19 protein-coding genes are annotated in these 17,937 nt (G+C 71.3%); 7 read left to right on the forward strand and 12 right to left on the reverse strand.

All coding sequences use genetic code 11. The annotated features are described in order from the left end of the window. Positions 1-126: 126 nt before the first annotated feature. The 5 genes from ACIA73_RS06115 to sigE all read right to left on the reverse strand — a co-directional run bounded on the left by ACIA73_RS06115 (position 127) and on the right by sigE (position 5,422). The gene (locus ACIA73_RS06115; protein ID WP_399437084.1) at positions 127-801 is read right to left on the reverse strand and encodes a hypothetical protein; all 675 of its coding nucleotides are present in this window, start codon (positions 799-801) and stop codon (positions 127-129) included. A gap of 278 nt (positions 802-1,079) precedes the next feature. Then, positions 1,080-1,592: a sec-independent translocase gene (locus tag ACIA73_RS06120; RefSeq protein WP_399437085.1), complete on the reverse strand. Its 513-nt coding sequence runs from the start codon at positions 1,590-1,592 to the stop codon at positions 1,080-1,082. Between the two features lie 117 nt (positions 1,593-1,709). Continuing rightward, on the reverse strand, positions 1,710-3,512 hold the full coding sequence (locus ACIA73_RS06125; RefSeq protein WP_399437086.1) for a trypsin-like peptidase domain-containing protein: 1,803 nt from the start codon (positions 3,510-3,512) through the stop codon (positions 1,710-1,712). Between the two features lie 123 nt (positions 3,513-3,635). Further along, positions 3,636-4,649, reverse strand: coding sequence for a zf-HC2 domain-containing protein (locus ACIA73_RS06130; RefSeq protein ID WP_399437087.1), 1,014 nt, complete (start codon positions 4,647-4,649; stop codon positions 3,636-3,638). Next, positions 4,646-5,422, reverse strand: a complete 777-nt coding sequence (gene sigE / locus ACIA73_RS06135; RefSeq protein WP_399437088.1) for an RNA polymerase sigma factor SigE — start codon at positions 5,420-5,422, stop codon at positions 4,646-4,648. The genes ACIA73_RS06130 and sigE overlap by 4 nt, the downstream gene beginning before the upstream one ends. Positions 5,423-5,574: 152 nt before the next feature. Between sigE and ACIA73_RS06140 the strand changes: the two genes are divergently transcribed. After that, entirely contained in the window at positions 5,575-6,240 is a 666-nt protein-coding gene (locus tag ACIA73_RS06140) for an O-methyltransferase (RefSeq protein WP_399437089.1), read from the forward strand. Between the two features lie 170 nt (positions 6,241-6,410). Here the strand turns inward: ACIA73_RS06140 and ACIA73_RS06145 are convergent, their stop codons facing one another. Continuing rightward, the gene (locus ACIA73_RS06145; RefSeq protein WP_003966491.1) at positions 6,411-6,578 is read right to left on the reverse strand and encodes a DUF3117 domain-containing protein; all 168 of its coding nucleotides are present in this window, start codon (positions 6,576-6,578) and stop codon (positions 6,411-6,413) included. Positions 6,579-6,902: 324 nt separating this feature from the next. Between ACIA73_RS06145 and ACIA73_RS06150 the strand changes: the two genes are divergently transcribed. After that, entirely contained in the window at positions 6,903-7,703 is an 801-nt protein-coding gene (locus ACIA73_RS06150; RefSeq protein ID WP_399437466.1) for an enoyl-CoA hydratase/isomerase family protein, read from the forward strand. Between the two features lie 12 nt (positions 7,704-7,715). Here ACIA73_RS06150 and ACIA73_RS06155 read toward each other — a convergent pair whose 3' ends face one another. Both ACIA73_RS06155 and ACIA73_RS06160 read right to left on the reverse strand, forming a co-directional pair. Then, positions 7,716-8,372 (reverse strand): DNA-3-methyladenine glycosylase I, encoded by a 657-nt coding sequence (locus ACIA73_RS06155; RefSeq protein WP_399437090.1) that lies wholly within the window; start codon positions 8,370-8,372, stop codon positions 7,716-7,718. Further along, positions 8,369-8,896: a DivIVA domain-containing protein gene (locus ACIA73_RS06160; protein WP_399437091.1), complete on the reverse strand. Its 528-nt coding sequence runs from the start codon at positions 8,894-8,896 to the stop codon at positions 8,369-8,371. The genes ACIA73_RS06155 and ACIA73_RS06160 overlap by 4 nt, the downstream gene beginning before the upstream one ends. A gap of 178 nt (positions 8,897-9,074) precedes the next feature. On the opposite strand from ACIA73_RS06160, the gene folP reads away from it, so the two are divergent. Next, complete coding sequence (gene folP, locus ACIA73_RS06165) at positions 9,075-9,935, forward strand: dihydropteroate synthase (protein WP_399437092.1); 861 nt, start codon at positions 9,075-9,077, stop codon at positions 9,933-9,935. 193 nt (positions 9,936-10,128) lie between these two features. On the opposite strand, the gene ACIA73_RS06170 is transcribed toward folP, so the two are convergent. Next, positions 10,129-10,914 (reverse strand): TIGR00730 family Rossman fold protein, encoded by a 786-nt coding sequence (locus ACIA73_RS06170; RefSeq protein ID WP_399437093.1) that lies wholly within the window; start codon positions 10,912-10,914, stop codon positions 10,129-10,131. 69 nt (positions 10,915-10,983) lie between these two features. Then, positions 10,984-12,063: a succinyl-diaminopimelate desuccinylase gene (gene dapE / locus ACIA73_RS06175; RefSeq protein WP_399437094.1), complete on the reverse strand. Its 1,080-nt coding sequence runs from the start codon at positions 12,061-12,063 to the stop codon at positions 10,984-10,986. 129 nt (positions 12,064-12,192) lie between these two features. Between dapE and ACIA73_RS06180 the strand changes: the two genes are divergently transcribed. Next, positions 12,193-13,194, forward strand: coding sequence for a hypothetical protein (locus tag ACIA73_RS06180; RefSeq protein ID WP_399437095.1), 1,002 nt, complete (start codon positions 12,193-12,195; stop codon positions 13,192-13,194). Between the two features lie 373 nt (positions 13,195-13,567). Further along, complete coding sequence (locus ACIA73_RS06185) at positions 13,568-14,032, forward strand: ATP-binding protein (RefSeq protein ID WP_399437096.1); 465 nt, start codon at positions 13,568-13,570, stop codon at positions 14,030-14,032. Positions 14,033-14,197: 165 nt separating this feature from the next. Here the strand turns inward: ACIA73_RS06185 and dapC are convergent, their stop codons facing one another. Together dapC and fdxA are read right to left on the reverse strand one after the other, a co-directional pair. Beyond that, positions 14,198-15,295 (reverse strand): succinyldiaminopimelate transaminase, encoded by a 1,098-nt coding sequence (gene dapC / locus ACIA73_RS06190; protein WP_399437097.1) that lies wholly within the window; start codon positions 15,293-15,295, stop codon positions 14,198-14,200. 247 nt (positions 15,296-15,542) lie between these two features. Continuing rightward, the gene (gene fdxA, locus ACIA73_RS06195; RefSeq protein WP_014154250.1) at positions 15,543-15,863 is read right to left on the reverse strand and encodes a ferredoxin; all 321 of its coding nucleotides are present in this window, start codon (positions 15,861-15,863) and stop codon (positions 15,543-15,545) included. 143 nt (positions 15,864-16,006) lie between these two features. Here fdxA and ACIA73_RS06200 point away from each other — a divergent pair, with 143 nt between their 5' ends. Both ACIA73_RS06200 and ACIA73_RS06205 read left to right on the forward strand, forming a co-directional pair. After that, a complete protein-coding gene (locus ACIA73_RS06200; protein ID WP_399437098.1) occupies positions 16,007-17,005 on the forward strand; it encodes a GNAT family N-acetyltransferase in 999 nt (332 codons plus the stop codon). A gap of 18 nt (positions 17,006-17,023) precedes the next feature. Then, entirely contained in the window at positions 17,024-17,893 is an 870-nt protein-coding gene (locus ACIA73_RS06205) for a tetratricopeptide repeat protein (RefSeq protein ID WP_399437099.1), read from the forward strand. The last annotated feature ends 44 nt before the right edge of the window (positions 17,894-17,937 follow it).

Genomic DNA, 17,937 nt, shown 5'->3' on the forward strand with positions numbered 1-17,937 from the left:
ACACCCCCCTCGTTGGCGCCCCCCGGCCCCCCCGCCCCCCCCCCCCCCCCCCCCCCCCCCCCCCCCCCCCCCCCCCCCCCCCGCTCTGGGCGTACGCCGTGCTCTCGCGCGTCTTTCGTGCGCGCCCTAGGCGTACGTCGTGATGTCCTTGACCACCGAGAAGCCCAGGCCGTACGCGCTCATGCCGCGCCCGTACGCGCCCAGGTGGACGCCCTCCCCTGTGGACCCGGCGAGTACCCAGCCGTACTCGGACTCGCGGTAGTGGAACGGCGTCGGCACTCCGTCGACCGGCAGCGACAGCGCGGACCAGTCGGGGCCTTCGAGGTCGTCGGCCAGCTCGAAGGAGACCTCGGTCTGCTGGTCGAGCCAGTTGTCGCGCATCGAGTGGTCGAGCTGCGCGGGCCAGGTCTGCGACAGCAGTCCGGATCCGGCGAGCCAGGCGGCGGACGACACCGAGGTGGCCTCCAGCGTGCCGGTGCCGTCGCCACTGCGGCGTACCGGGTTGGCGGCGACCGTGACCACGACAGCGAACCGTTCCTTGTCCGGCCCCTCCTCCCCCGAGGTCTTTATGGTCGGCTCGTCGCCGTGGCCCACCGCACCGTGCTGCACGGTGCCGTCGGCGCCGTCGGTGACCTGCATCAGCCAACGCGGCCCGGTGAAAGCCTCGTCCAGTCCGTACCAGGGAAACGGGGCGCGGAGATAGCCGTCGACCGTACGCCGGGTTGCCGGCACCCCTTCCGCGGTGGACCCACCGGGCGCACCGGAATTCCCCTGCGCCCCTACCCGACTCGTCGTCTCCATCTGCCCGGCCGCCTCCTCTGATCGTCAGGGTCCGGAGCGGCCCGCCCCCCTCGGGCGTCCTGCAAGCCGGACAGATGGAGGATAGCCACACCGGTCGTGGACGGCGGGCAGGGCCGGGGGTTGACGCAGGTGTTTCCGGAAACGCAGTAACAGATGACAGCTGACAGATATTGAAATCTGTCATCTGTTATCTGAAATCTGCCACCTGGGAGCTTTCAGCTGAGATCTGTCAGGTGATATCTGCCAGTTGATATCTGTCATCCGTCAACCGACGGATGTCAGGTCGCGTCCGGGTCGAACAGCGGGCGGTCGTCCTTGCGGAGGTTCGCCGGCTCCTTGTCCGTCGGCTCCTTGCTGAGGTTCGCCGCTCCGGCGGGCTTCTTCAGCAGGTCGGGGGCCTCGGAGGAGGCTTCGGCGGGGGCGTCGTCCTTGGTGAGGTTGGCGCGGCCGCCCGGCTTGGAGCGGGTGTTCACCGCCTCCGTCACTTCCTGGAGTTCCCCGCGCAGGTCGAAGCTCTCGCGGATCTCCTTGAGGCCGAGGTCGTCCCCGCCGTGCTCCGCCAGCTGCTTGCGGACGAAGTTCTTGGGGTTGAGGTCCTCGAACTCGAAGTCCTTGAACTCCGGGCCCAGCTCGTTGCGGATGTCGTCCTTCGCGCTGTCCGAGAAATCACGGATCTTGCGGATGAAGCGCGTGGTGTCCTGGATCAGCTTCGGCAGCTTGTCCGGGCCGAAGATGAGCACGGCGAGGACCGCGAGCGTCAGCAGCTCAAGTCCGCCTATGTCTGTGAACACCTTGCAGCTCCTTGGATTCTCCGGGCGCGTTCCACGGTACCCGCCCCAGCTGTCCGGACGGTACCTTCAGGTGACACCCATGTGCCGTCCGCGCGGCCGTTGCGGATTCCCGGCTTCTCAGGAGTCCCCGGCCGAGCCCAGCGTGAGGGACACCTCGCGATCCGTGCCGTCGCGTCGCACGGTCATCCGCAGCAGCTCGCCGGGCTTGCGCGAGCGGATCTTGACGATCAGCTCCTCCCCGCTGTGCACGCGCTGGCCGTCGACCTTGGTGATCACGTCACCGGGCTTGATGCCCGCCTTCGCGCCGGGGCCGCCGGGGGTGACCGAGGGAGTGTTGTCCGCACCCTTGTCGCCGACCTGCGCGCCGTCGCCGGTGAACTTCATGTCGAGCGAGACACCGATCACCGGGTGGGTGGCCTTGCCGGTGTTGATGATCTCTTCGGCGACCCGCTTGGCCTGATTGATGGGGATCGCGAAGCCCAGTCCGATGCTGCCGCCCTGGCCGCCTTCGAGGCCGCCGCCGCTGTCGGGGCCACGGATGGCGCTGTTGACGCCGATCACCCGGGCCTGGGCGTCGACCAGCGGGCCACCGGAGTTGCCCGGGTTGATCGGGGCGTCGGTCTGCAGGGCGTCGACATAGCTGACGTCGCTGCCGTCCCCCTTCTCGCCGCCCGCGGTGATCGGCCGCTGCTTGGCGCTGATGATGCCCGCGGTCACGGTGTTCTGGAGGTCGAAGGGGGCGCCGATCGCGACCACCGGATCGCCGACCCGGACGTTGTCCGAGTTGCCGAGCGGCAGCGGCTTGAGGCCGGAGACGCCCGAGACCTTGACGACGGCGAGGTCGTATCCGCCGTCCTTGCCGACGAGTTTGGCCTTCGCGGTCTCACCGCTGCTGAAGGTGATGGAGATGACGCCCGAGGTCCCGGCCGGTTCCACCACATGGTTGTTGGTGAGGATGTGGCCCTGGTTGTCGAGCACGAAGCCGGTGCCGGTGCCCTTGCCGCTGGGGCCGCTGACGTGGAAGGTCACCACGCTGGGCAGGGCGCTGGCGGCGATGCCCGCGACGGTGTCCGGAGCGCGGTCACCCGCCGCCTTGGAGGCCTGCGGGAGCTTGACCGGGTTGTTGAGCCCGTTGTTCCGCTCGATGTACGCACCCACGCCGCCACCGATTCCGCCGGCGAGCAGGGCGATCAGCAGCGCCCCGACGAGCAGCCCCCCACGCCCCCGCTTCTTGGGAGCCGGCACGGCAAACGTCAGCGGCTGCTGCGGCGCGGCACTCCACGGGTCGTAACTCAGCCACTGCGACGGCGGATACGGCTGAGGCTGCCCGTGCTGGTGGGGTTGCGGCTGCTGCGGAGGCTGCGGGTGCTGCTGAGGGGGCTGGTGGGCCGGGACGTGGTGCGGATGCGGTGCGCTGAACTGCGGCGCCGCGGGGGCACCCTGGCCCCCGGACTGAGCATGAGGAGGAGGCACCTGGCCGCCGTGCCCCTGAGTCGGCTGCGGGGGCGGCACCTGCGTGCCGTGGGCCGGCGTCGGCCGCTGCACCGGCGGCGCGGGGGCCCAGGGCCCGGGGCCCCCGTAGGGCGGTGTGCCGTACGGGTCGGGGTCGTGCAGGGGCTTCGGCCGCTCCTGCACGGGGGCAGCCGGGGCCGGGGCCACCGGGGCCGGGGCGTCATGGGGCTCCGGCGGTATATCGCGTGGCGGGGCGGGCGTGGTGTCCGGGTAGTGCCCGGCCGGGCCCTGGAGGTCCGGTCGGTCCGCCTGCGTATCCCCCGCGTCCCCGTCCACCCGGTTCCCACCGTCACCCGCGCCCGTCGGGCCGTCGGCTGCCCGAGCCGGGTCGGCCTGGCTGCCGGGCCGCCCGGGTTCGGGGCGGCTCCACCACTTTGCCCGTGGTCCGGCGGACTTCCCCTCGTCCATGCTCTCCCCGCAACTGCCCTCGGTCCGTACGGGAATCCGTACGGAACCTTCTCTCCGCGCCCGTGGCGGGCACCCCTTCCCTGGATTCAACCAGGTTTGCGATTGCGTGCGCAGAGGGCCGGGTCAGCGGCCGGGAGAAACCGCGAGCCCGGGAGTCACCGGAACGGCCAGGTGGCTGGGCGCCGTCGGCGGGGCGGTGACCGGTGCCGTGGGCGCCGGACGTATCAGCGAGGGCGCGGAAACGTCTTGCGGATAGGCCGGGAAGGAGCGCGTCCGGTACTGCCCCGACGGGCCCTGCCCGGTGCCGGGTGACTGGCTCTGGGCGAGCGCGATCGGGAAGATCCTCAGCCCGGTGCCGTACGGAGCCGGAGGGGCCGTGGGCGCACCCGAGTTGGTCGCGCTGCCCCCGGTGGAGGAGAGGGTCGTCACACCGCTGTCCGCACCGAACGTGCTGCCCGTACTGCTCGTGCCCGCGCCGACGCCGGTGGCACCGCCGCCGTTGCGGCGGCTGCTGTCGGTGCCGCTGGCCGGGGTCGCGGCCCTGGCCGGGGCGACGCCGCCGGTGCGCTCGCCCCGCACCGAGGGGGCACCGCCGTCCAGCGGAAAGGTGCCGCCCAGTGCGATGGCCGCCATCGAGACGGCGCTGGCCGCGGCGAAGGCGAACCTGCGCTGCTTGCGCGCGCCGCCCCGCTCGCTATCCGGCCGGCCTACCTCGTGGATACGGAAGCCCCGGTCACCGGAGCCGCCGGGGAACATGCCCCGGTGGGCGCTCGGTGCCTCGTAACCGATCCGGCCGCCGAATCCCGGTCCGTCGTCCGTCCCGAAGACCCCGAGGGAGGAGTCGCCGAATCTTCCCCGTCCGAACGGCCCGTCCTCTGCCGAGTCGTCCTCGTCGGCGGAACCGCCGGGAAGGCCCTGGAGACGGGCCAGGAAGCCCTCGGAGGGGCCGGGGGACGCGGTCTGCGCGAACACGTCCTTGAGCCTGCGCTGGGCGTCCGCCTCGGCCTTGCACTTGGGACAGGTCGCCAGGTGGGCCAGGACCCGCTCCCGCGAGTCGTGGTTCAACTCGCCGTCCACCAGTGCGGCGAGACGGTCCCCGAGGTGCTGCTCCGCCGGGGTGGGTCGTGATCCGCTCACCCGAGTCCGCCCTCTCCGACCGCCGCCGGGAAGCCCTCTCCCGTACCCACGGAGGCCATCGCGCGCTGCTCGGCGCGGGCTTCGGGGGAACGGTGCTTGAGCGCCTTGCGCAGGTGGGAGCGGCCGCGGTGGATGCGGCTGCGCACGGTCCCGAGCTTGACGCCGAGCGTGGCGGCGATCTCCTCGTAGGAAAGACCCTCGATGTCACAGAGCACGACCGCGGCGCGGAACTCGGGCGCGAGGGTGTCCAGCGCCTGCTGTACGTCCGCGTCGAAGTGGGTGTCCTGGAACGCCTGCTGGGGCGAGGGGTCGCGGCTGGGCAGCCGCTCCGCCGCGTCGTCGCCGAGCGAGTCGAAGCGGATGCGCTGCTTGCGGCGCACCATGTCCAGGAAGAGATTGGTCGTGATCCGGTGCAGCCAGCCCTCGAAGGTGCCGGGCGTGTACGTCGACAGCGAGCGGAAGACCCGGACGAAGACTTCCTGCGTCAGGTCCTCGGCGTCGTGCTGGTTGCCGGTGAGGCGGTACGCCAGGCGGTAGACGCGAGTGCTGTGCGTGCTGACGATCTCCTCCCAGGTGGGAGGGGTCCACGCCTCTTCAGCGTCAGAGAACTCTGCGAAGGTCGCCGTGGTGGAGGCGGAACGGTCAGCGGTGTCGGTCACGGATTTCGGCTCGCCCGCAGACCTGAGAATGCGCCGAAGCACCCCTCTCCGATCACCGGCCGCAGCCGCACCTCCCCTGTCGGCTCTGGTGGTGTCCAGTGGAGCCCCTACCATAACCACCTCGCCCGTTAGCTCCGGATAAGAGTCTTTGCGTGAATTTTGGGACCGATGCCGGTCCCGCTTCCTGTGATCCATCGGTCCCCCCTGTCCCCTCATAACGACCGGTCCCATCTGCGAGTTCCCGACTCCAGCGGATACAGTCACCGTTGCGCCAACTACGGGGACAGGAGAGGGTCATTACCGCCAACCGGCAGACGAGCTGGGCGTTCGCCGACGCCTTTGTCGCCGAGGACGACACTCTGCGCTGGGCCCGGGACCGGGCCCGGGACGCGGGCGTGCCCTCGGTGTCCCCGGGCACCGGCGCCGCGCTGCGGCTGCTGGCCGGGACCGCGGACGCCAAGGCCGTCGCCGAAATCGGTACGGGCACGGGCGTGTCCGGCATCTATCTGCTGCACGGCATGCGGCCCGACGGCGTGCTGACCACCGTCGACATGGAGCCGGAGCGGCAGACCTTCGCCAAGCAGGCGTTCCGCTCGGCCGGCTTCGCCGGGAACCGGGCCCGCTTCATCCCCGGCCGCGCCCTGGACGTACTCCCCCGTCTCGCGGACGGCGGATACGACCTGGTCTTCTGCGACGGCGACCGGCTGGAGTCGCTGGACTACCTCGCCGAATCGTTGCGCCTGCTGCGCCCCGGCGGTCTGGTCTGCTTCGCGGGCGTCTTCGCCGAGGGCCGCACCGTCGACTCCGCCGCCCAGCCCGCCGAGGTGCTGCGCCTGCGCGAACTGCTGCGCACGGTGCGGGAGTCGCAGGAGCTGGTGTCCTCGCTGCTGCCGGTGGGCGACGGGCTGCTGTGCGCGGTGCGGCGAGGCTGAGGCCCGCCCCGCGCCCGTACGCACACGCCGTGAGGCCCCCGCCGCCGTACGCACGCGGCGGCCGTACGCACGTGAAAACATCACGCACTCGAAAAACACCACTGCCCCGGTCATGCTCGCGCATGGCCGGGGCAGTGGAGAGATGAGAGCGCTATTCCGCCTTCAGGCAGTTAGCCGACGACCTTCTTCAGGGCGTCGCCGAGTGCATCGGCCTCGTCCGGAGTCAGTTCGACGACAAGTCGACCGCCGCCTTCGAGCGGAACGCGCATGACGATGCCCCGCCCCTCCTTGGTCACCTCGAGCGGGCCGTCGCCCGTTCGCGGCTTCATGGCCGCCATGCTCGTTCCCCTTCCTGAAACCAGCTCACGCAGCCGACAACCCAGGTGTCACCGGCATCGAACACATTGCTTCCAGGCCATTATCCCGCATCGTTGGACCCAATGACCAACATCGGTTGGCATCGCTTGTGCAACGCGCAGCCACAAAACCACTCAATTCGGCGATCAGGCTGCGATACTTCGCCGCTTCTCACCCGTCGCGGGGGTCGGATTGTTTGACGCAGCTCACATGTCCAGGGTGCGAGATCTCCGCCATGCTGGCCTGTGCATGCCCATCGGCATGCGTTTTGCGGACGTGCTGGACGTGCTGAGGGGATGACGACGATGGCCGACACCGTGCTCTACGAGGTGACCGACGGACTCGGGACGATCACGATCAATCGTCCCGACGCCATGAACGCGATGAACACCGAGGCCAAGGTCGCGCTCCGGGAGGCGGTGCGGGCCGCGGCCGCCGATACGGCCGTACGGGCGGTGCTGCTCACCGCGACCGGGCGGGCCTTCTGTGTCGGGCAGGACCTCAAGGAGCACATCAACTCGCTCACCGCCGACCGCGAGGCCGGCACCGGGCAGACCATGAGCACCGTGCAGGAGCACTACAACCCGGTACTGCGGGCGCTGACCGAGATGCCCAAGCCGGTCGTCGCCGGGATCAACGGGGTCGCGGCCGGGGCGGGCTTCGGGTTCGCGCTCGCCGCGGACTACCGGATCGTCGCCGAGACCGCGTCCTTCAACACTTCTTTCGCCGGGGTCGCTCTGACGGCGGACTCGGGTGTGTCCTGGACGCTGCCGCGGCTGATCGGGCAGGGGCGCGCCGCCGACCTGCTGCTCTTCCCGCGGACGATCTCCGCGCAGGAGGCCTTCGAGCTGGGGATCGCCAACCGGGTGGTGCCGACCGCAGCCCTCGCGGCCGAGGCGACCGCGGTGGCGCGGGCGCTGGCCGAGGGGCCGACGGTCGCGTACGCCGCGCTGAAGGCGTCGCTGGCGTACGGGGCCGATCACTCGCTGGCCGAGACGCTGGAGAAGGAGGACGAACTCCAGACCCTGGCGGGCGCGTCGGAGGACCACGCGATCGCGGTACAGGCGTTCATCGACAAGGCGCGGCCGAAGTATCTGGGGCGCTGAGAGCCTCCAGGGTCACGCCTTGCCGCCGCCTCCCCGGGCCACGCACGTCGCGAGGTGGTCGTCGACCAGGCCGCACGCCTGCATCAGGGCGTAGGCCGTGGTCGGGCCGACGAAGCGGATGCCGCGCTTCTTGAGGTCCTTGGCGAGGGCGGTGGACTCCGGGGTGACGGCGGGCACGTCCGCGAGGGTGCGGGGAGCCTTGCGGCGCTTGGCCTCGGGGGCGTACGACCAGATCAGCCGGTCGAGTTCGCCCTCGGGCCAGCCGGCGATGACGCGTGCGTTGGCGAGGGTCGCCGTGATCTTGGCGCGATTGCGGATGATCCCGGGGTCGGCGAGCAGACGGGTCGCGTCGGCGTCGGTGAAGGCGGCGACCTCGGCGATCTCGAAACCGGCGAAGGCGGTACGGAAGCCCTCGCGGCGGCGCAGGATCGTCAGCCAGGACAGACCGGACTGGAACGCCTCCAGGCACAGGCGCTCGTAGAGGGCGTCGTCGCCGTGGACCGGACGGCCCCATTCGGTGTCGTGGTAGGCCGTGTAGTCCTCGGTGGCCAGGCCCCAGGGGCAGCGGAGGGCGCCGTCGGGGCCGGAGGTGGCGGCTCGGGGGTCGGCGGGTGTGGCCGGGGGCTTGGTGGCGGGCTCTGCCGAGGACTTGGCGGCGGGTGTGGTCATGGCTTGGGCTCCTCGGTCGGGCAGGGGCCGGATTCCGGTTCGATGCCGGGGGCTGGTTCCGGTTCCGGGGCCGGTGCCTTGGTGAGGCGGGTTCGCGGCTCCGCGTCCTGTACGAGGCCGGCTTCCGGTTCCGGTGGCCGTACGGGATCCGGTTCCTGCTCGGTCAGGAGCTGGTCCGTGGCGGCCGGGGCCGGCTGCGCGAAGAGGTCGGGGCCGCCGACGGAGGTGGCCTGGGCGCCTGCGAGGGCGGCTTCCAGTTCGGCGATACGGGAGTCCCGCTCAGCCAGTTCGGCGCCGACCCGGCCCAGTACGTCGTCCACGTCCGCCATCCGGTAGCCGCGGGGGGCCAGCGGCAGCCGCAGTGCCTCGATGTCGGCGCGGCCGACCGGGCGGGAGAGCGGAAGCGGATCGGTGAGGTGATCGGGGGCGGCCTCCGGGAGGGGCCCGTCGTCACCGCCACCGACGACGGCGAGCGTCACGGCGGCGACGACCACCACCATCGCCAAGAGCAAGAACCAGAACACGATCGTCTCCCCGGGCCACACCGACACTTGAAAGTCCTGAGCGTTCGAACATCAGGAACGACCTGATCGGAAGTCGGAAACCTTCCGGCCCTGATCGTGCCATGCGGGTACGACAGTTAAGGTCGCAGACGGCCTGCCGGAGGTGCGGCGGGCGCCCGTCACGAGGAGGAATGTTCGGATGCTGCGGCTGGGACGGCGTGTTTTCGAGACGCATGAGCCGGTGATCATGGCGATCGTGAACCGCACCCCGGACTCCTTCTACGACCAGGGAGCCACCTTCCGCGACGAGCCCGCGCTGGCCCGCGTGGAACAGGCGGTGTCGGAGGGGGCCGCCATCATCGACATCGGAGGGGTCAAGGCGGGCCCCGGCGAGGAGGTGAGCGCCGAGGAGGAGGCGCGGCGGACGGTCGGTTTCGTCGCCGAGGTGCGGCGGCGGTATCCGGACGTGGTGATCAGTGTGGACACCTGGCGGCACGAGGTCGGCGAGGCGGTCTGCGAGGTGGGCGCGGACCTGCTCAACGACGCGTGGGGCGGGGTGGATCCCAAGCTGGCGGAGGTCGCGGCACGCTACGACGTCGGGCTGGTGTGCACGCACGCGGGTGGGGCCGAGCCGCGGACCCGGCCGCACCGGGTGACGTACGAGGACGTGATGGCGGACATTCTCGATGTCACGGTGGGGCTGGCGGAACGGGCGGTTTCGCTGGGGGTGCGGCGGGATGCGGTGATGATCGACCCGGGGCACGACTTCGGGAAGAACACCCGGCACAGTCTGGAGGCGACCAGGCGGCTGGGGGAGATGGCGGCGACGGGGTGGCCGGTGCTGGTGTCGTTGTCCAACAAGGATTTCGTCGGGGAGACGTTGGACCGGCCGGTGAAGGAGAGGGTGATCGGGACGCTGGCGACCACGGCGGTTTCGGCGTGGTTGGGGGCGCGGGTCTACCGGGTGCATGAGGTGGCGGAGACGCGGCAGGTGTTGGAGATGGTGGGGGCGATCGCGGGGTGGCGGGGGCCGGCGGTGGCGCGGAGGGGGTTGGCGTAGTCCGGGGGGCGTTACCGGTGGCGTGGGTGGGCCGGGGCGGGTGGGTGCGACTCCGTCGGGGGCCGCCCCCTTGCCCGCCCGTTCCGCCCCCGGGGGGCGGCCCCGCCGCCCAAGGCGACGACGGCATAGCGAGCGGGGTGAGGCCCCGCCGCCCGAGCGGGCCGGGGATGGCGAGAGGCGGCGGGGCCGGGGGTTACTTGCCGGTTTCTTTGGTTACCAGGGCTACTGCTTCGTCCACGTCGTCCGTGACGTGGAAGAGGAGGAGGTCCTTGGCGGAGGCCTTGCCCTGGGCGATGACCGTGTCGCGGAGCCAGTCGATCAGGCCGCCCCAGTAGGCCGTGCCGAAGAGCACGATGGGGAAGCGGGTGACCTTGCGGGTCTGGACCAGGGTGAGCGCCTCGAAGAGTTCGTCGAGGGTGCCGAGGCCACCGGGGAGGACGACGAAGCCCTGGGCGTACTTCACGAACATCGTCTTGCGGACGAAGAAGTAACGGAAGTTGACGCCGATGTCGACGTGGCGGTTGAGGCCCTGCTCGAAGGGGAGCTCGATGCCCAGGCCGACGGAGACGCCGTTGGCCTCGCGGGCGCCCTTGTTGGCGGCCTCCATGGCTCCCGGACCACCGCCGGTGATCACGGCGAAGCCCGCCTCCACGAGGGCGCGTCCGATGCGTACCCCCGCGTCGTACTCGGGCGTGTCCTCCTGGGTCCGTGCCGAACCGAACACGCTGATCGCGCTGGGGAGTTCGGCCAGTGCGCCGAAGCCCTCCACGAACTCCGACTGGATGCGCATGACCCGCCAGGGGTCGGTGTGCACCCATTGCGTGTCGCCGCCCTCGGTGTCGAGGAGGCGCTGGTCGGTGGTGCCGGGCTGGATCTGTTCCCGGCGGCGGACCACCGGTCCGAGCCGCTGTTCCTCGGGCGACCGCAGCGTCTCCTCGGGTGCCTCTTCGGGCGTCAGGCCCTCTTCAGGATGCGTCATGCCGTACTCCCTCCGCTGCCGTGCGTTGTCCGGTCAGGTTAGGTCCCCGGATGTGACGAACGGTGAAATTCAGGCCGACAGCCAGGCGTGGAGTCGTTCCTCGGCCTGATGAATCCTGGCGATCTCGACGTGCTCGTCCCGCTTGTGGGCGAACAGCGGGTCACCGGGCCCGTAGTTGACGGCGGGGACGCCGACCGCGCTGAAGCGGGCCACGTCGGTCCAGCCGAACTTGGGCTTGGCGGTGCCGCCGACCGCCTTCATGAAGGCGACCGCGGAGGGGTGCGAGAGGCCGGGCATGGCCGCCGGGGAGTGGTCGTCGATGACGAACTCGGCGATGTCGCAGTCGGCGAAGACCTCGCGGACGTGGGCGATGGCCTCGTCGCCGGAGAGGTCGGGGGCGTAGCGGTAGTTGACGGTGACCGTGCAGGCGTCGGGGATCACGTTCGTGGCGACGAAGCCCTCGATCTTCACCGCGTTGAGGCCCTCGTGGTATTCGAGTCCGTCGATGACCGGGCGGCGCGGGAGGTACCCGGCGAGCTTGGCGAGGATCGGGCCCGCCTTGTGGACCGCGTTGGAGCCCATCCAGCTGCGGGCGGAGTGGGCGCGTTCGCCGGTCGTGCGGAGCAGCACACGCAGGGTGCCCTGGCAGCCGCCCTCGACCTCGCCGTAGGAGGGTTCGAGGAGGATCGCGAAGTCGCCGGCCAGCCAGTCGGGGTGGGCCTCGGCGAGGTGGCCGAGGCCGTTGAGGTGGGCGGCGACCTCCTCGTTGTCGTAGAAGACGTAGGTGAGGTCGCGGTTGGGGTTCGTCACCGTGGCCGCCATACGGAGCTGGAGGGCGACCCCGGACTTCATGTCACTCGTCCCGCAGCCCCACAGCACGCCGTTCTCGTCCAGGCGCGAGGGGACGTTGCCGGCGATCGGGACGGTGTCGATGTGCCCGGCGAGGATCACGCGCTCGGCGAGGCCGAGGTCGGTGCGGGCGACGACGTTGTTGCCGTACCGGTCGACCCTCAGGTGCGGGAGGGCACGCAGGGCCTGCTCGATGGCGTCGGCGAGGGGCTTCTCGGTGCCGCTCACGGACGGGAAGTCGACGAGCTGCGCGGTTACCCCGGCGGCGTCGCGGCTGAGGTCAAGAGTGTTCTCGGGCATACGTCCGACCCTAATCCCCCGCCCGTCCGGCCCCCCGGAATCCTCTTCCCCCTTCCGTCGCCACTCCGCCGAATCCTTCCCTCCGCTCCGGCGGACGGACTGGTGTGCGGGCTCCAGTACCTTGGCTGTGTGCCTCAGCTCCCCCCTCACTCCCCGCTCCGTGGCCGTCCCCTTCGCCTTGCCGCAGGTGTCGTCGTCCTGCTGGCGCTGGCCGGATACGTGGTGGCTCAGTACCTGGGCGGCAAGCCCGCCGACACCCGTTGCGTCGTACGCGGCGGGGACGGTGCGCAGGACAGCGGCGCCCGGTACCAACTGACCGCCGAGCAGGCCGAGAACGCCGCGGTGATCTCCTCCGTCGGCACCCAGCGGGGCATGCCGGAGCGCGCGGTGACCATCGCCCTGGCCACCGCCCTCCAGGAGTCCGCGCTGCGCAACATCCAGCACGGCGACCGCGATTCGCTCGGCCTCTTCCAGCAGCGGCCCTCGCAGGGCTGGGGCACCGGCGAGCAGATCCTCGACCCCGCGTACTCGGCGGCCCGCTTCTACCAGCACCTCACCGAGGTCCCCGGCTACTCGCGGCTGCCGCTGACGGTGGCGGCCCAGCGGGTGCAGCGCAGTGGGTATCCGCAGGCGTACGCGAAGCACGAGCCGGACGCGGCGCTGCTGGCTTCGGCGTTGACGGGCCGTACGCCCGCGTCTCTTTCGTGTGACGCGAGTGCGGGGGCGGCGGACGGCGCGACCGGGGATCCGGCGAAGGTACGCAAGGAACTGACCGGGGCGTTCGGGCCGGGGGTGGTGCCGCGGGAAGGAGCGGCGGGGGCACCCGCGGCGGCGAAGGGGGCCGGGGACGCGAAGGTGGTCGTCGTTCCCGTGGCGGGAGCCAGGGCGGCGGGTCCGGGTTCAGGTTCGGGCTCTGATTCCGGTTCCGGTTCCGGTTCCGGTTCCGGTTCCGGTGAGGAGCGGGGCTGGGAGTTGGCGCACTGGGCGATGGCGCACTCGGCCGAATTGCGGATCACGCGGATCGCTTACGCGGGGCGTGAGTGGAGTACGCAGCAGGCGAAGCAGGGGTGGCGTCGGGTGGCACCCGGGAGCGCCGGGACCGGAGAGGTCCGGATCAGCACGGGCCGGTAGGGGCAACAGCCTCGGGCAAATGACCGATAACGGGCAGATCACCCCGCGGTCACCACTCGATCACTGGGCGATCATCCGTCCACCCATTCACCCGAAGGGGGCGGTCCGGCCTCCAGGAACGGTCGCCCGGACCAGCTATGGGCACGCCCCGCCCCAGCAGCCCGGATCCCTTGGGAATCAAGGGGAGCGGGACCTTCGCCGCACCTCACCCTCTTTCGCGGATGCGAGCTGTTTGCCCGTCTTTATGCACAGCAGATTATGCGCCGCATTGCAAACTCTTTACCTCGCCGCACCGCAACCTCTCCCCTCCCCCGAGCGGTTGTCATGGCGTCTCAACCACACGACACCATGTCTTCTCCCGCTAAGGAGCACCATGTCCCTCCCCCTGGCTCGTCGGATTGCCCGTGCCGCACTGCTCGGCGCCGCAGGCGCGGTGTCCGTGGTCGGTGCCGCCGGAGCGGCCAGCGCAGCCGACCTTCCGGCCACGCCGAACCTCGGTGGCCTGACCGCGCTGGACGGCGCCGGTCTCGGTGACACCGTCGACGGTGCGTCGCAGAAGGCCTCGAACGTGGCGGGCGACACCAGCAGCGCTGCCGTGAAGAAGGCCGTCCCGGCCGCCGGCAAGACCGTAGGCAAGGCCGGCAAGACGGCCACCCCGGCCGCCCAGAAGGCCGCCGGCGACATCGCGGGCAGCACCGGTGACGTTCTCGGCGAGACCGCCAAGACGGCGACCGAGGGCGGCCTGCCCACCGGTGGTCTGCCCACCGGCGCCCTGCCGACCGGTGGCGGCCTGCCCGGCGCCGGCACCCTCCCGGTCCAGGGCCTGCCGCTCGGCTAGTCCGCGGCACCCAGCACAGCCATACGCACGGAGGGGCCCCGGGAGCACGAACTCCCGGGGCCCCTCCGTGCGTACAGCCCCTCCGCGCGCGTACGGCCCGGACCTCGCATGTACGGCCCGGACCTCGCACGTGGCCAAGATCTGCGCACGTACGGCCAAAAAAGATCAGGTCAGCCGTGCGACCGCCGCCGCCACCCGCTCGTCCGTGGCCGTGAAGGCGACCCGGACGTACTCCGCGCCCGCCTCGCCGTAGAAGTCGCCGGGCGCCACCAGAATGCCCAGTTCCGCGAGGTGCGCCACCGTCTCCCAGCAGCTCTCGCCACGGGTGACCCAGAGGTAGAGGCTCGCCTCGCTGTGCTCGATGCGGAAACCGTGGGCTTCCAGGGCGGTGCGCAGTGCGGTGCGCCGGGCCGCGTACCGCGCCCGCTGCTCGGCCACATGGGTGTCGTCGCCGAGGGCGGCGACGGTGGCCGCCTGCACCGGGGCCGCGGTCATCATGCCGCCGTGCTTGCGGAGTTGGAGCAGATCGCCCAGCACACCCGCGTCGCCCGCGATGAAGGCCGCGCGGTAGCCCGCCAGGTTGGAGCGCTTGGAGAGGGAGTGGACGGCGATGACGCCGTCGAAGGAGCCGCCGCAGACGTCCTCGTGCAGGACCGAGACCGGGTCGGCCTCCCAGCCAAGCTCCAGGTAACACTCGTCGGCGACCAGCAGCACGCCGTGCTCACGGGCCCAGGCCACGATCCGGGTCAGCTCGTCCTTGCCCAGGACCTTGCCGGTCGGGTTGGACGGCGTGTTGAGCCAGAGGAGCCCCAGGCGGGTGGGGTCGAGGTCGGCGATCGGGTCGTCGTAGACCACTGATTCGGCGCGGGCCAGGCGGGCGCCGACGTCGTACGTGGGGTAGGCGAGGCGGGGGAAGGCGACCTGATCGCCCTCGCCGAGGCCGAGCTGGGTCGGCAGCCAGGCCACCAGCTCCTTGGATCCGACCACCGGCAGGACGTTGGTGTGCGCCACGTCCTTGGCACCGAGTCGCTGCGCCACCCACCGCACCAGCGCGTCCCGCAGCTCGACCGTGCCCCAGACCGTCGGATAGCCCGGCGAGTCCGCGGCCGCGACGAGGGCCTTCTGGATCAGCTCGGGGACCGGGTCGACGGGGGTGCCCACCGAGAGGTCGACGATGCCGTCGGGGTGGGCCGCGGCCGTCTTCTTGTACGGCTCCAGCTTGTCCCAGGGGAAGGTGGGCAGGCGGTCGGTGACTGTCGACACGGGCGGGTCACTTTCTCGTGCGTACGGCTAAGTGCGACGGGCTGCTCCGGTCCGGGTACGGCGGGCTGCTCCGGTCCGGGTGCGGCGGGCCGCTCCGGGTGCGACGGGCGTACAGCTGCGTGCACCGGGCGTGCAGCTGTACGAGGTGGTCGCACAACTGCCTGAGGCGGGGTCCGGGAAACGCCTCGGTCCCGTACGGCGGCCAAGGCCGTACGGGACCGGGGCGACGCTCTGTGCCGCGCAGCGCCTACTGGTTCTGCGGCGGCAGTGCTGCGATGAAGGCGTGGTCGCGCTCGATCAGGCCGAGCTTGGAGGCACCACCGGGCGAACCGAGATCGTCGAAGAACTCGACGTTCGCCTTGTAGTAGTCCTTCCACTCCTCCGGAGTGTCGTCCTCGTAGAAGATGGCCTCGACCGGGCAGACCGGCTCACAGGCACCACAGTCGACGCATTCGTCCGGGTGGATGTACAAGGACCGGGAGCCCTCGTAGATGCAGTCGACCGGGCACTCCTCGATGCACGCCTTGTCCTTGACGTCGACACAAGGCTGCGCGATGACGTAGGTCACGCTGTCGTTCCTCCTCGATAGGGCGCGGCGGGCCGAGCTCTCCGGCTCCGTCCACGGGCGCGCGGGAGCGCGGCGTCGTGCGATGCCCGCACCTAGTATCTCCGTTCCCTGACACGATCCGAACAGGAGGGGTGGGCAGAGCTGTGGAATTCACTGCCGGCGGACAACTTGAGGTGCGCCTGACGCCGGAGGACGTGGGCAAACGGGTATCAGTCCGGCGCCTGACCGGGGCGTCCACTGCGGGCGAGCGCTTCACCGACGTGGTCGGGGTGCTCGCTTCGTGGGACGCCGGTGTGCTCTCGATCACACGAAGGAGTGGCGAGACGGTACGGGTCGACGCGTCCTCGCTGGTCGCGGCGAAGGTGGTGCCCGCGGCGCCCGCGCGGCGACGTGGCCCGGCGGCGAATTTCACCGAACTCGCGGGCGTCACGGCGCGCGCCTGGCAGCCGGTGGAGAGCGAGCCGCTCGGGGGGTGGACGCTGCGGGCGTCGCGCGGATTCACCCGGCGGGCGAACTCGGTGCTGCCGCTCGGGGACCCCGGCATGCCGCTGGACGAGGCCCTGCCGTACGTCCGCGAGTGGTACGCGGAGCGAGGTCTTCCGGCATACGTCCAGGTGGGCACCGGGGCCGAGGGGGCCCAGGAGGTCCTGGCGGCCGAACTGGACTCGCGGGGCTGGGTTCTTGAGGTGTCGGCGGAGGTACGGATCGGGGCGCTGGCCCCGATCGGCGACCTGGACACCGGTGACTGGCAGGTGACGCTGGGGCGGGCGGCGGACGAGGCGTGGATGTCGCGCTACCAGCGGTCCGGGGAACCGGCGGCGCATGTGGCGCAGGTGCTGGAGGGCGGGCCCTCGGTGTGGTTCGCGACCGTGGCGGGCGCGGAGGGGGGTACTCCGGCCGCGATCGGGCGGTGTGTGGTGGACGGGCGGTGGGCCGGGTTCGCTGCCGTCGAGGTCGATCCGGCGTACCGGCGGCGGGGACTCGCCAGGGCCGTGATGGCGGTACTGGCACGCCGGGCGCTCGACGAGGGGGCGTCTGCGGCGTGGCTCCAGGTGGAGTCGGACAACCAGGGGGCGCGTGCGCTCTACGACGGGATGGGTTTTGCGACCCACCACCGTTACCACCACTACCGATCTGCGTAGGGCGGGTACGAGGAAGACATGCGCGAGGACACTCCGATGAACCCGGGCGACGGCGAACCGCCGGACTGGCGAAGGCAGTTCGCCGAGGAGGCGCGGGCCGAGAAGCCCGATCTGGCGACGCTGTGTCTGCTGATCGGCGCGGTGGCGGACCCCGCTCTCGGGCAGCCCGGACTGGACGAGGCGCAGATCGAGCTGGACCGGCTGGCCGGACTGCTGCCGTTCCGGCCTGCCGGACCCCGGTCCTGGGCCACCGCTCTGGCCGAACTCCTGGGCGCGGGCTGCGGTTTCGAGGGTGCCCCTGGCGACTACCGCCGACTGGGCTCCTCACTGCTGCCGGAGGTGCTGCGGCGGCGCCGGGGGCTGCCGATCCTGTTGTCGGTGGTGTGGATCGAGGTGGCCAGACGGGCCGGGGCGCCGGTGTACGGGGTGGCCCTGCCGGGGCACTTCGTCGTCGGGTTCGGCACGCCGGGCGGCGGAACCGGGGAGGGGGTGCTGGTCGACCCCTTCGACGGGGGGCGGCTGTTGACCGGGGCGGACGCGGAGCTGCTGGTGGCCGGTGCCACCGGGGAGCCGCTGGATCCGGCGATGCTGCGGGCGGCGGACCCGCTCGACATCGTGCTGCGGATCCTCAACAACATCCGGGCCTGGGCGTCTGCCCGCCCCGAGCGCACGGACGTCCAGCTGTGGGCGGTGGAACTGTCGCTGCTGCTCCCGGCGCACCCGGCCCGACTGCGGTACGAGAGGGCGCAGTTGCTGGTCCAGCGGGGCGACTTCCTGGGCGGGGCAAGGGAGTTGGAGGGTTACGCCGAGGTGGTGGAGGCCGTGGAACCGGCGACGGCGGAGACGTTGAGGGGGCGGGCGAAGGCGGCTCGGGCCCGGCTGAACTGAGACGCTCACGCCCGGGCCCGGCTGAACTGAGAGAAGCTCACGCC

The organism is Streptomyces sp. NPDC051561, assembly GCF_044454195.1.
GTDB lineage: Bacteria > Actinomycetota > Actinomycetes > Streptomycetales > Streptomycetaceae > Streptomyces.

What these genes read in the sequence shown, in the direction of transcription:
- ACIA73_RS06145 (WP_003966491.1), bottom strand. Translation starts at nt 6,578, where the DNA reads ATGGCGGCCATGAAGCCGCGAACGGGCGACGGCCCGCTCGAGGTGACC.
- ACIA73_RS06205 (WP_399437099.1), top strand. Translation starts at nt 17,024, where the DNA reads ATGCGCGAGGACACTCCGATGAACCCGGGCGACGGCGAACCGCCGGAC.
- ACIA73_RS06115 (WP_399437084.1), bottom strand. Translation starts at nt 801, where the DNA reads ATGGAGACGACGAGTCGGGTAGGGGCGCAGGGGAATTCCGGTGCGCCC.
- ACIA73_RS06155 (WP_399437090.1), bottom strand. Translation starts at nt 8,372, where the DNA reads ATGACCACACCCGCCGCCAAGTCCTCGGCAGAGCCCGCCACCAAGCCC.
- dapE (WP_399437094.1), bottom strand. Translation starts at nt 12,063, where the DNA reads ATGCCCGAGAACACTCTTGACCTCAGCCGCGACGCCGCCGGGGTAACC.
- ACIA73_RS06185 (WP_399437096.1), top strand. Translation starts at nt 13,568, where the DNA reads ATGTCCCTCCCCCTGGCTCGTCGGATTGCCCGTGCCGCACTGCTCGGC.
- ACIA73_RS06170 (WP_399437093.1), bottom strand. Translation starts at nt 10,914, where the DNA reads ATGACGCATCCTGAAGAGGGCCTGACGCCCGAAGAGGCACCCGAGGAG.
- ACIA73_RS06125 (WP_399437086.1), bottom strand. Translation starts at nt 3,512, where the DNA reads ATGGACGAGGGGAAGTCCGCCGGACCACGGGCAAAGTGGTGGAGCCGC.
- sigE (WP_399437088.1), bottom strand. Translation starts at nt 5,422, where the DNA reads ATGGTAGGGGCTCCACTGGACACCACCAGAGCCGACAGGGGAGGTGCG.
- folP (WP_399437092.1), top strand. Translation starts at nt 9,075, where the DNA reads ATGCTGCGGCTGGGACGGCGTGTTTTCGAGACGCATGAGCCGGTGATC.
- ACIA73_RS06150 (WP_399437466.1), top strand. Translation starts at nt 6,903, where the DNA reads ATGGCCGACACCGTGCTCTACGAGGTGACCGACGGACTCGGGACGATC.